This window comes from Pseudomonas sp. H1_D05, assembly GCF_054682705.1.
This window is the reverse complement of record NZ_CP162825.1, coordinates 1,231,242-1,243,811: the sequence shown is the minus strand read 5'-3', so window position 1 is coordinate 1,243,811 and position 12,570 is coordinate 1,231,242. Positions and strand designations below refer to the sequence as shown.

Sequence of the window (12,570 nt, the reverse complement as noted above, 5' to 3'; positions counted from 1 at the left end):
CCATTCTAGGGAGCGTAGAACACGTTAATAAGACGCAAATTGTCGTCGTTTTGCCAGTTAGCAGATCAATATGACGATCAAAGACTGCATATGGACCAAAGTTTAGGAGGGGCCTGCTCGCGAAGAGGCCCTGAAATCCAGCCGAGAAGCCCGATCAAGACCTTAAACCGGCTGCCCCCGATCAATCTTGCTGCTCAAGATGATCGAAGTCGTGGTCTTCTCGACCCCATCTACACTCCCGATCTGATCCAGCAACTGGTCCAGCTGCTCCGGCGAATCGGTGCGCAACCACGCCACATAATCAAACTCGCCACTCACCGCACACAACTGCTGCACCTGCGCCATCGCACTCAACCGACGCACCACCTCTTTGCCGGAACGCGGCTGCACCTTGATCCCCACGTAAGCCTGCAAACCGCCATCGACCACCCGCTGACCCAGACGCACGCCGTAACCGGTGATCACTTTGGCCTTCTCCAGACGTGCCAATCGTGAGGTCACGGTGGTGCGCGCAATGCCCAACTGCCGGGCAAGCATGGCAACGCTTTCGCGGGCGTTGATTTGCAGGGACGCGATCAGTTGACGGTCGATCTCATCGAGCGCGGGTGGGCGGGTGTCGGGCAAGGGTGCGGCTCCATGGGTGTGGGGGCGGTGAGTACGCATGTTACAGACACTGTCAGCAACACGCTTGCAGGCGATGTTTGAATTGTTCACCCAAGAATCGATGCCATCGTTGCGCTGAAACAATACATCGGATATTTGATTTGACTTGGTTGGCCTATTTATCAAGAATGCCGGCAAGAGCGCGAAATCCGCTGCCTTGCAGGGCATTAGTGGACGTAGGTACCTCAGCGATGCTGCAACATCGGTGTAAGGTGAGACATCTTCATCCCATTTCCTGAGGATGCAAATATCAGGATTCAAATATTAAGGGCAGCCAGATGGCTGCCCTTTTCTTTGTCTTCAGAGATCGGGTAAGGCGAGGTCGATCCAGGTTTGCTGGTCGGCTGCTTCCTTTATCAGTGGCGCAGCATTCACGAGCATGAAATCGATCCTGGACGGGCGGAGGCGTCCGGAGATTACTCGTCTGGAGAAACGGTCAACAACGCGCGGAGAGGGGAGAAAACCTAGTTTGGGAACATTCCTACAGATCTTGCGGTTGTATTCCTAACAATGCCCTTCGTACATTGCGCTCGCCAAGACGTCGAACCCTAATCCATCGCCCAAGAAAAAGCCGCGCATTTAGCGCGGCTTTCAATTTGGTGGGCCCACACGGACTTGAACCGTGGACCAAAGGATTATGAGTCCTCTGCTCTAACCAACTGAGCTATAGGCCCTCAGTAGGTCGCGGATTATAGCGACGGTTTCTCGGCTGTGCTATCCGAAAAATCCGATACGGTTACACGAAGAAACGTTGCTGCGAATTCTTCCGGCGGCAGCGGCAGGCTGACGATGTAGCCCTGGATCTGTTCACAGCCTTCGGCGGCGAGAAATTGTTGTTGTGCCTGGGTTTCCACACCTTCGGCGATAACCGTGAATTGCATGCTCCGGCCCAGTGCGATGATCGCCCTGACGATGGCTGCATCGTGGGGGTCATCGGGCAGTCCGCGGACAAACGACTGGTCGATTTTGAGGATGTCCAGCGGCAGCCGTTTGAGGTAGCTGAGCGAAGAATATCCGGTGCCGAAGTCATCAATCGCCAATTGAACGCCGAGGTGTTTGAGTTGGTGTAACACCGCCAACGCCTCTTCAGCCTGACTCATGATGAAATTCTCGGTAATTTCCAGTTGCAGTAAATCCGGCTGCAGGCGGTTGTCGTTGAGTAGCTGTTCGATGCGTCCGAGCAGATTTGGCTGACGAAGTTGCGCACCGGCGAGGTTCACCGACAGTGGGCCGAGGCTGTCGTAGACCTGACTCCATTCGAACATTTGCCGGCACGCCGTCTCGAGCACCCAGTCACCAATCTGCAGGATCATGCCGTTCTCTTCGGCCAGCGGAATGAAGTGCTCTGGCGGCACGTCGCCGAAGGTCGGGTGACGCCAGCGGATCAGCGCCTCGGCACCGACCAGGCGATGATCGTCGAGGCTGATTTTCGGTTGGTAGTAGAGGAACAGTTCATCACGTTCAATGGCCCGACGCAGTTCATGCTCCAGCGCAATGCGCTCGCTGGCCTGGGCGGTGAGGTCGCGGGTGTAGCTCTCGACGCGGTTGCGGCCCTTGGCCTTGGAGCGGTACATCGCCGCGTCGGCGTTTTTCACCAGTGTGGCGACGTCGCAACCGTCTCGAGGATAGAGGCTGGTGCCGATGCTGGCACTGATGAAGAATTCATGTTCACCGGCCTGGAATGGCGCACCGAAGCAGTTGAGCAGTTTGGTTGCGATGTTATCGGCGTCGCTGGCCTGTTGCAGGCCGGGTAACAGAATGATGAATTCGTCACCGCCCAGACGCGCCACGGTATCGATGTCTCGCAATTGCTCCTTCAGGCGCACGGCGATGCCCTTGAGCAGCAGATCGCCGACCGGGTGGCCGAGGCTGTCATTGATGTGTTTGAAGCGGTCGAGATCGAGAAACAGCACGGCGCCCTGACTGCCGTTTTCCTGCTGGCTGTTCAGTGCCATCAGCAAGCGGTTTTCGAACAGCGTGCGGTTCGGCAGGCCGGTAAGCGGGTCGTGGTGCGCCTGATAGTCGAGTTTGGCTTGTGCATGTTTGAGGCTGGAGATGTCGGCAAACACCGCGACAAAGTGGGTAATAAACCTGTCTCGATTGCGCACGGCGCTGATGGTCAGCCAGCTCGGGTACAGCTCGCCGTTCTTGCGTCGGTTGGAGATCTCGCCTTGCCAGTGACCTTCGTCGGTCAACTGGTGCCACATTGCCGCGTAGAACGCGCTGTCATGCAGGCCGGAGGCGAGCAGGCGCGGCGTATGCCCGAGCGCTTCGCTTTCGCTGTAACCAGTGATTTCGGTGAAAGCGCGATTGACCGCACTGATGTGTTGTTGGGTGTCGGTGATCAATACGCCTTCAGCGGTACTTTCGAACACGGTGGCGGCCTGTTGCAGTTTTTCCTGCATCAGATGCCGCTCGGTAATGTCGCGGGCGATGGTCAGCATGCAGTCATCTTCGCCAATCGGCAGTGGACGGCTGGATACTTCACAGAGGCGGATCTGCCCGTCACTGCGGCGGATATGGCAGGTGAAGTCACGGACGAAGCCGTCGCGATGCAACAGATCGAGCATCTGTTTGCGTTCGTTGAGGTTGACCCAGATTCCCAGATCCAGTGCCGAGCGATCCACCGACATGGCGCTATTGAAACCGGTGATACGGCTGAATCCTTCGTTGACCTCCAGCAGCAGGCCGTCGCTCTGGCGTGACAGCAGCAAACCGTCCGGCGAAGCATGGAAGGCTTTGGCAAATTTCTCTTCGGAGGTTTGCAGTTGCTGTTGGGTTTCCTTGAGTTGGGTAATGTCTCGTACTACGACGACAAGCGCGGGTGTAGTGTCCAGATCAAACGGCTCGGCGGAAATCAGGCCGGTAAAGAGTTGGCCATTGTTGCGGCGAAACGGCATCTCCAGATTACGAATGCTGCCTGCCTGCAGGCGCTGCAGCAATCCGGGACCGACGCCGGGAATCCCCCAGATATTCAGCTCGGTCGCCGTTTGGCCCAGCACTTCTTCGGCTTTCAGTCCGATCTGTTCTTCAAACGCTTCGTTGACCTCCAGCAGACAGCCATCGGACAGTCGTGCAATCACCAGAATGTCCGGGCATTGCTGAAACACCGAGGCGAACTTTTGCTCCGAGAGTCGCAGCGCCTCTTCGGTGCGCTTGATTTCGCTGATGTCGATCATCAGGCCGCGCATCACCGGCTCATGGCCATGCTCGATCAGGCTGACGATGTCGCGCACCCACAGGCAGCGGCCATCAGCGGTTATCACCCGATAGTCGACGATGTGATCGCGACCCTGGCGAAGCGCTTCTTTGCAGTAACTTTGTGTACGGGTCAGATCGGCCGGGTGAATGATGTTGTGCCAGAAACCGGGAATCAACCAATGGGATTGTGGATAGCCAAGCAGGTCTTCGGCGTGGGGCGACACATAGCTGTAGGTGAAGTCGCTCATCCGTGCTTCCCAAGCGATGGCCGACAGGCTCTCGACCAGGCCACGATAGTGGTATTCGCTGCTGCGCAGTTCCTGTTCGAGGTCGATACGTCGGGCGATTTCCGAACTCAGGCGACGGTTGATGCGGATCACCACGGCGAGAATCGTCACCAACAGCAACAGACCCGGTAAACCGTAGATCAGCAGGTCTGACCAGAATGTCCGATGATCAAGGACGTTGCCGACCCAATGCTCCTGAATACTACTGATTTCATCAGGACTCATGTCAGCGAGGACTTTGTCGAGAATTCCCACCAGTACCTTGTTGGCGCGGGGGACGGCCATCGCCAGTTGGTAGCGATAAGGGGTTTCGCCGCTGACGTACAGACCGTCGAGCTTGAGCTGGCGCAGGCTCCAGACGCTGGACGCGAGGTCACCGACGACGGCGTCCACTTCGTCGGTCGCCAACGCCTGCAATGCCGAACTGACATTGGGCATGGCCACCAGGTTCAGATCGGGGTGGTGGGTGCGCAGCAGTTCGTGGGGCGCGTAGTTTTCCACCACGGCGATCTTCAAGCCGTACAAGTCGTCGAGCTTGCGCGGTTGCGCGCCGCCGATGTGGGCGAGAATGACGATCGGAAAATCAAGATACGGGCGGGTGAACGACAGGTAGGTCTGACGCTCGGGGGTGGACATGATGCCGGGCAGGAGGTCGATCTTGCCCGATTTGACCTGTTCGAGCACCACCGTCCAGCTCACCGGTTCGATGGGCGTCAATTTAATTGCCAGGCGTTGGCGAATCACGTCGATATAGTCCGCCGCCAGGCCCTGATAGCGGTTCTGGTCGTCGCGAAATTCAAAGGGCGGCCACGACGCATCGACACCCAGGCGCAAGTCCGGGTGAGCCGCCAGCCAGCTACGTTCTTCATCGGTCAGAGTCAGCGCGTCAGCCGTTGCGGTCCAGATCATCAGTGACAGCAAAAAAAGCACGGACGCCAATCTGGGCATAACGCTCTCGTTATGGCTCGGGGATGATTGTTTCGAGTGTAGACGGGGTATGCGGGGGAGGGGTGTTGCGAGGGATTTAATCTGCCATATAAACAAAACCCCCGGCCTGGGCCGGGGGTTCTGGTATCACTCGTCGAGGAAGGAGCGCAGATGCTCGCTTCGCGTCGGGTGGCGTAGCTTGCGCAGCGCCTTGGCTTCGATCTGACGGATCCGCTCACGCGTTACGTCAAACTGTTTGCCCACTTCTTCGAGTGTGTGGTCGGTGTTCATGTCGATACCGAAACGCATGCGCAGTACTTTGGCTTCACGGGCAGTGAGGCCGGACAGCACTTCGCGAGTCGCTTCTTTCAGGCTCTCGACAGTGGCGACATCGATTGGCGACTGCATGGTCGAGTCTTCGATGAAGTCACCCAGATGGGAGTCTTCGTCATCACCGATCGGGGTTTCCATGGAGATCGGCTCTTTAGCGATCTTCAATACCTTACGGATCTTGTCCTCAGGCATTTCCATGCGTTCGCCCAGCTCTTCCGGGGTCGGTTCGCGACCCATTTCCTGCAACATCTGCCGGGAAATGCGGTTGAGCTTGTTGATCGTCTCGATCATGTGCACCGGAATACGGATGGTGCGGGCCTGGTCGGCGATCGAGCGAGTGATCGCCTGACGGATCCACCAGGTGGCATAAGTCGAGAACTTGTAACCACGACGGTATTCGAACTTGTCTACCGCTTTCATCAGACCGATGTTGCCTTCCTGGATCAGATCGAGGAATTGCAGGCCACGGTTGGTGTACTTCTTGGCGATCGAGATCACCAGACGCAGGTTGGCTTCAACCATCTCTTTCTTCGCGCGGCGGGCCTTGGCCTCACCGATCGACATGCGACGGTTGATGTCCTTGATTTCTGCGATGGTCAGACCGGTTTCGGTTTCCAGCGCGATCAGTTTCTGCTGGCAACGAATGATGTCCGGTTGCACGCGACCAATGGCTTCGGCGTATTTGCTTTTGCCTTTGGCCAGGGCGTCGGACCAGCTTTCGTCGACTTCGTTGCTCGGGAACTGACGCAGGAAATCGGCGCGTGGCATACGTGCATCACGTACGCACAGTTGCATGATCGCGCGCTCTTGCTGACGCAGACGATCCAGGGCACTGCGGACACGCTCGACCAGGCCTTCGAATTGCTTCGGCACCAGTTTGATCGGCATGAACAGTTCGGCCAGTGCGAGCAACTCGGCAATCGCTGCCTTGTTGTTGCGACCGTGCTTTTTCAGGGCCTTGCGGGTGATTTCCATCTGGTCAGCCACGGCGCCGAAACGCTGGGCAGCGATGACCGGATCCGGACCGCTTTCGGCTTCTTCTTCGTCATCGGAAGATTCGGCTTCATCGTCGTCGGTGTCGTCGTCGGCTTTCGCCACTTTAGCTTCGACAGGCGGCGGCACTTCGGCAGGCGGCGCAATGCCGTCGTCCGGGTCGATATAACCGCTCAGAACGTCGGACAGGCGACCACCTTCGGTGGTGACGCGGGTGTACTCGGAGAGAATGTGGTCAACCGTGCCAGGGAAGTGCGCGATTGCGCTCATCACTTCACGGATGCCCTCTTCGATACGCTTGGCGATTTCGATTTCGCCTTCACGAGTCAGAAGCTCGACCGTACCCATTTCACGCATGTACATGCGCACAGGGTCAGTGGTGCGACCGATATCGGTCTCCACCGCTGCCAACGCAGCGGCTGCTTCTTCCGCAGCGGCCTCGTCGGTATCGGCGTCGGCCAACATAAGGGCGTCCGCATCCGGAGCACTCTCGTGTACGGGGATCCCCATGTCGTTAATCATGCGGATGATGTCTTCCACCTGCTCAGGATCTGAAATATCCTCGGGCAGGTGGTCGTTGACCTCGGCGTAAGTCAGATACTTCTGCTCACGACCCAGTTTGATCAACTCAATAATACGAGACTGCTGTTGCGCTTTTCCGGACATAACACCCTATCCACTGAAGGTCTTGGCGGGCAAAAAACAAGCCGAGGATTATACCTGAGCTATGACCTCACGCGCCAGTTGAGGTCGGGTTTGATGCGGAAACATTGCGACTTAGTAGGTCGCGCAGTTGGTTTTTCTCTTCAACGCTCAGTTCGCTTTGACGCGCTTTCCTGAGCAACTGTTCCAGATTTCGCTCGCGTTGGCGGGCTGACAAGCTAGTAATGGTGTCGAAAAACTGTTGTTCAAGGTTATCGCCGTCAATCAGCCACTCCTTTTCTGCCAAAGCCTTGAGCAAGCGTCCCTGTTCAGTGCCGTGCCATCGCGCGATCAACTGAAATGAGTTTAGCTTGGGATTCTTCTGTACAGCTTCGAGCAGGGCCACAAGTAACTGGGCGTTGGTCTGATTCTCGTCCGCAATGTGCCCGGCATCTTCGACGCGCTTGGCCAATTGTGGGTGATGAAGCAGTGTGCGCAGGGCGGTCAGGGTTGGCGACTCGACGCCAATCGGTGTGCGCGGGCGCTGCTGATCGCGATCACCGCCACGTTTGCCGTTCTTGTCCCAGGGTTTTTTGTCCCACTTCTTGCCGCCAGCGCCGGGCTTTTTCGGCGTCCACTCCTGCTGCGGCACATACATATCCTGTGCCTGCGGCTGATGGTAGTCGCTGTAGTCCGGCATCGCATCGTAATCGATGCCCGGATCGTAGGCGGGCGGCGCTTCCTGTGGCGCGCTTTGTGCCAGCTGACTGACGGTTTCGCTGCTCAGGCCGGTGATTTCGGTCAGGCGCTGACGCATCAGAATACGCAGGTTGGCGCCCGGCACTTTGTCGATCAGCGGTGCGGCGAGGGTGGCCATGTGGGCCTTGCCTTCGAGCGAGCGCGGATCGGCTTCTTCGGTCAATTGCTGGAAGAAATAATCCGCCAGTGGCTGAGCGTGCTGATTGATCCGGGCCTTGAAGGCGTCAGTGCCTTCGGCGCGCACCAGGGTATCCGGGTCTTCGCCTTCGGGCAGAAACAAAAAGCGCGCCCGGCGGCCGTCTTGCAGGCTTGAAAGCGTTGCTTCCAGGGCGCGCCACGCGGCGTTGCGGCCGGCCTGGTCGCCGTCGAAACAGAACAACACGTTCGGTACGACGCGGAACAGGCGCTTCAAATGTTCTTCGCTGGTCGCGGTGCCCAGCGTCGCGACGGCATTCTTCAGCCCCTGCTGTGCGAGGGCGATGACGTCCATGTAACCTTCGACGACGATGATTTCGTCGAGGTTGCGGTTGTTCTTGCGTGCTTCATAGAGGCCATAGAGTTCCTGGCCTTTATGGAATACCGGGGTTTCCGGTGAGTTCAGGTATTTCGGCTTGTCGTCGCCGAGTACGCGGCCGCCGAAAGCGATGATCCGCCCGCGGGTGTCGCGGATCGGGAACATTACGCGATCGCGGAAGCGGTCATAGCGTTTGCCGGTTTCGGCGTTCTCGATCAGCAGGCCTGCGTCGATCATGGCCTTCTGCTGCAATGTATCGCTGCTCAAGTGCTTGAACAGATTGTCCCAGCCCGGCGGCGCGAAACCGAGGCCGAAATCCCGGGCGATCTCGCCAGTCAGGCCGCGTCCCTTGAGGTAATCCACTGCAGCTTTGCGTGCCGGATGGCTCTTGAGCGCCTGCCGGTAAAAGTCGGCGGCGGCGGTGAGCAGTGGATACAGCGGCGAATCGGTCGGCTGCCGTGGCTTGCGCTCGCGGCCGCTTTCTTCGCGGGGGATTTCCATACCGGCGGCTTTGGCCAGATCTTCGACAGCCTGGGGGAAATCCAGGTTGTCGTGATCCATGAGAAAGCCGAGGGCATTGCCGCCGGCGCCACAGCCGAAACAGTAATAGAACTGCTTGTCGGGGCTGACGCTGAAAGACGGCGTTTTCTCTTTGTGAAACGGGCAACAGGCGGTGTAGTTCTTGCCGGCCTTCTTCAATTGCACGCGCGAACTGACCACATCGACGATGTCGGTGCGGTTCAGCAGGTCGTCAATGAAGCTCTGGGGAATCAGCCCGGCCATGGCGTTCTCGTCGTCTGCGCTGTAATAAGTCCGATGCGAAAGGCTGCCGGACGCGGGTCATTGTTTGAAGCACGCAAAATGTGCGGCTCGACCGGTGTCGTCTGCGTAATCGCTGTCGGGAAGTGTATCTGCCGAAAATCCACTGACGTTAGTACTCATCAGTCGTCGACTATTTGAAAGTGTTGCGCTGAATCCGCTGACGGCCGGTTCAGGGCCTCGGATCGCTCAATAAAGCGGGCACGCATGCAGGTGCCTTGGGCTGATCGTCGTAAGAGGAATCAGTGGGTGTGCTCGTCAGTAGCCTTGAAAGGCTCGTCAGAAAAGACGTGCACCGCTGGCAAAAGAGCCAGGTCTGACGCGTGAAGCAGATTTGTCTCGGTCGCGTGTGCGGCTTCGACGGTGAAGCATCAAGCGTTTTACGCAAATGCCATTAGCCCGGCTGAGAGCCGGGCTTAGGCAAGAAGCTTGCTACGAACGTCTGTGTATTAGTACAGACGAACGGCGCGGCGCTGTTCGCGCTGAACTTTCTTGGCGTGACGCTTAACAGCGGCTGCTGCTTTGCGCTTACGCTCAGAAGTTGGCTTCTCGTAAAATTCGCGGCTACGAACTTCAGCCAGTACACCGGCTTTTTCGCAGGAGCGCTTGAAACGACGCAGAGCTACGTCGAAGGGTTCGTTCTCTTTAACTTTGACGGCTGGCATCCAGAGCTACCTTCATTCATTACCGGGGTCAACATCCTCGCGGCAAAAGAGCACTTGAAGACGTCGGTTTTTAAGGGTTGCGGATGTTAACCCCTCATCGCTCGGAATGCAAAGCCTCTGATCGAAAACCGCTGGTCGGGGCATCACGCGGCGACTATTATGCGCGCCTTCGAATTCAGCCTAAACAAGGCGCAAACCCATGCTAGTACTGGGATTAGAAACCTCCTGCGACGAAACCGGCGTCGCATTATATGACAGCGAACGCGGCCTGCTGGCCGACGCACTGTTCAGCCAGATCGACCTGCACCGCGCTTATGGCGGTGTGGTGCCGGAGCTGGCCTCGCGTGACCACGTCAAACGCATGCTGCCCTTGATCCGTCAGGTGTTGGCCGAGGCTGACTGCGTACCGACCGAGATCGATGCAATCGCCTATACCGCGGGTCCTGGCCTGGTTGGCGCATTGCTGGTCGGCGCTTCCTGCGCTCAGGCACTGGCGTTTGCCTGGGGCATTCCGGCGCTCGGCGTGCACCACATGGAAGGCCACTTGCTGGCGCCGATGCTGGAGCCGAAACCGCCCGAATTCCCGTTCGTCGCTTTGTTGGTCTCCGGTGGTCATACGCAGCTGGTTCAGGTCGATGGCATTGGCCAATACAGTTTGCTCGGCGAGACGCTGGATGATGCCGCCGGTGAGGCATTCGACAAAACCGCGAAGATGATGGGTCTCAATTATCCGGGTGGGCCGGAAATCGCCAAGCTGGCCGAGAAGGGCGTCGCAGGACGTTTTACCTTCCCGCGTCCGATGTGTGATCGCCCGGGTCTGCAATTCAGCTTCAGTGGTCTGAAAACCTCTGCGCTCAACGCCTGGCAGCAGTGCGTCAACGCCGGGGACGACAGCGAGCAAGCCCGTTGCGACATCGCGCTGGCGTTCCAGCAGGCCGTGGTGGAGACTTTGACCATCAAGTGCAAGCGTGCCCTGAAGCAGGCCGGCATGAAGCGTCTGGTGATTGCGGGCGGCGTCAGCGCCAATAAGGCGTTGCGTGTTTCGCTGGAAAAGATGCTCGGCGACATGAAGGGCGATGTGTTTTATGCACGCCCGGAGTTCTGTACCGACAATGGCGCGATGATCGCCTTTGCCGGTTGCCAGCGTTTGCAGGCCGGTCAGCAGGAAAGTCTGGCGATCAGCGTGCAGGCGCGCTGGCCGATGGAGCAATTGTCGGCGTTGTGATGAGTGGCGCTCATGGCCGGTATTTAAAAATGCCGTTCGCGCCCGGCAAACAGGTCGCGTAGATTGCCGCGGTGGCGCCAGACGATCAGCAGTGTCAGCGCGCTCATCGGCAGCAGCGCTTCCGGTTCCTGCCAGGCCAGCAAAGGCAGGGTCAAGGGGGTTGCGATCAGTGCTGCGAGCGAGCTGGTGCGGGTCAGGTAAAACGTCAGTAACCAGGCGCATACTGCCAGCAGCGCGGCGGGCGGATACAGGCCCAGCAGCATGCCGGCAGCGGTGGCGACACCTTTGCCGCCACGAAAGCGAAAGTACAGCGGGAACAGGTGACCGATCACGGCGCACACGCCGATCCACGCCTGATCCTGCAGCGAAAGGCCGGCAGTCGAAGCGATCAGCACCGGCACCAGGCCTTTGCACAGATCACCCAGCAGGGTCAGGATCGCCAGTTTGCGACCGGCCAGGCGCAGCATGTTGGTGGCACCGGCATTACCCGAGCCACTCATTCGCGGATCCGGGTTTCCGGTCAGGCGGCTGAGCAAAATGGCGAAGGACAGCGAGCCGAGCAGGTAGGCGAGAGTCGCCAGTAACCAAAACATGCTAACTATTCCGGGCGAGGACGCCCTGATTCTAACGGCGCATTGCGCCCTTGTCGTGCAGCGGAGAGAAGTGCTTGGACAGAGTGTTTATCGAAGGCCTGGAAGTCGACACCGTGATTGGTGCCTACGACTGGGAGCGCGGCATCCGCCAGTGCCTGCGCCTTGATCTGAGCTTCGCCTGGGACAATCGCCCGGCCGCCGCCGGTGATGACCTGACCCTGGCGCTCGACTACGCCAGCGTGTCCACGCGAATTCAGGCGTTTGCCGAGCAAGCGCAGTTTCAACTGGTCGAGACCTTCGCCGAACGTCTGGTTGAAGTGCTGATGAGCGAATTCAAGATCACTTGGGTACGCCTGAAGCTGACCAAACCCGGCGCCGTTCCGGCTGCCAAGGGCGGCGTGGGTGTGGAGATCGAGCGCGGATGTCGCTGACTCAGGTCTACCTCGGGCTCGGTAGCAATATCGAGCGCGAAACTCATTTGCGCGCTGGACTCGACGCTTTGGCGACGTTTCTGGTGGATGTCCGCTGTTCGGCGGTGTTCGAAAGCGCGCCTGTGGGCATCAAGAGCGGGCCGTTCTTCAATTTCGTGGTGTCGGCGTATACCGACCTGCCGTTGATGGAACTGGATCGCCGCTTGAAATTCATTGAGGCGGATAACGGTCGCTACGCACCGGATCGCAAGGGCTTGCCGTTGGATATCGACGTGCTGTTGTATGGTGATCTGGCGGGGAATTTCGACGGACTGGTTCTGCCGCGCGCGGAGATTCTGAAAAATGCTTTTGTGCTGTGGCCGCTGTCGCTGATTGCGCCGGATCGCGTGCATCCGGGGGTGGGAAAGAGCTTCGCGACTTTGTGGGCTGAAGCGCAGATTGATCAGGTGCTGGCGCCGGTGCCGTTCGAATGGCGGGGTGAGCAGTTAACCCCGCCGAATCTTTAAAAGCAAAAGATC

The 12,570-nt window shown here is 58.4% G+C and carries 9 protein-coding genes and 1 tRNA gene; 3 read left to right on the top strand and 7 right to left on the bottom strand.

What is annotated here, in order from left to right:
* Positions 1–162 precede the first annotated feature (162 nt).
* From AB4O11_RS05730 to rpsU, 6 genes are all read right to left on the bottom strand, one after another.
* Positions 163–624 carry an Lrp/AsnC family transcriptional regulator gene (locus tag AB4O11_RS05730; protein ID WP_460130321.1) on the bottom strand — a complete coding sequence of 154 codons (462 nt, stop codon included), beginning with the start codon at positions 622–624 and terminating at the stop codon, positions 163–165.
* 636 nt (positions 625–1,260) lie between these two features.
* A tRNA-Ile gene (locus tag AB4O11_RS05725) sits at positions 1,261–1,337 on the bottom strand.
* Between the two features lie 15 nt (positions 1,338–1,352).
* Positions 1,353–5,099 carry a bifunctional diguanylate cyclase/phosphodiesterase gene (locus tag AB4O11_RS05720; protein WP_093441996.1) on the bottom strand — a complete coding sequence of 1,249 codons (3,747 nt, stop codon included), beginning with the start codon at positions 5,097–5,099 and terminating at the stop codon, positions 1,353–1,355.
* Positions 5,100–5,225: 126 nt separating this feature from the next.
* Complete coding sequence (gene rpoD, locus AB4O11_RS05715) at positions 5,226–7,070, bottom strand: RNA polymerase sigma factor RpoD (RefSeq protein WP_093441990.1); 1,845 nt, start codon at positions 7,068–7,070, stop codon at positions 5,226–5,228.
* A 67-nt stretch (positions 7,071–7,137) separates the two neighbouring features.
* On the bottom strand, positions 7,138–9,102 hold the full coding sequence (gene dnaG / locus AB4O11_RS05710) for a DNA primase (RefSeq protein WP_093441982.1): 1,965 nt from the start codon (positions 9,100–9,102) through the stop codon (positions 7,138–7,140).
* Between the two features lie 485 nt (positions 9,103–9,587).
* The gene (gene rpsU, locus AB4O11_RS05705) at positions 9,588–9,803 is read right to left on the bottom strand and encodes a 30S ribosomal protein S21 (RefSeq protein ID WP_002551877.1); all 216 of its coding nucleotides are present in this window, start codon (positions 9,801–9,803) and stop codon (positions 9,588–9,590) included.
* A 199-nt stretch (positions 9,804–10,002) separates the two neighbouring features.
* On the opposite strand from rpsU, the gene tsaD reads away from it, so the two are divergent.
* Complete coding sequence (gene tsaD, locus AB4O11_RS05700; protein WP_093441977.1) at positions 10,003–11,028, top strand: tRNA (adenosine(37)-N6)-threonylcarbamoyltransferase complex transferase subunit TsaD; 1,026 nt, start codon at positions 10,003–10,005, stop codon at positions 11,026–11,028.
* A gap of 23 nt (positions 11,029–11,051) precedes the next feature.
* Here the strand turns inward: tsaD and plsY are convergent, their stop codons facing one another.
* Positions 11,052–11,621: a glycerol-3-phosphate 1-O-acyltransferase PlsY gene (gene plsY, locus AB4O11_RS05695; protein WP_093441972.1), complete on the bottom strand. Its 570-nt coding sequence runs from the start codon at positions 11,619–11,621 to the stop codon at positions 11,052–11,054.
* A 74-nt stretch (positions 11,622–11,695) separates the two neighbouring features.
* Between plsY and folB the strand changes: the two genes are divergently transcribed.
* Both folB and folK read left to right on the top strand, forming a co-directional pair.
* On the top strand, positions 11,696–12,052 hold the full coding sequence (gene folB / locus AB4O11_RS05690) for a dihydroneopterin aldolase (protein ID WP_064390789.1): 357 nt from the start codon (positions 11,696–11,698) through the stop codon (positions 12,050–12,052).
* A complete protein-coding gene (gene folK, locus AB4O11_RS05685) occupies positions 12,043–12,558 on the top strand; it encodes a 2-amino-4-hydroxy-6-hydroxymethyldihydropteridine diphosphokinase (protein ID WP_460089089.1) in 516 nt (171 codons plus the stop codon). The genes folB and folK overlap by 10 nt, the downstream gene beginning before the upstream one ends.
* Positions 12,559–12,570 lie beyond the last annotated feature (12 nt).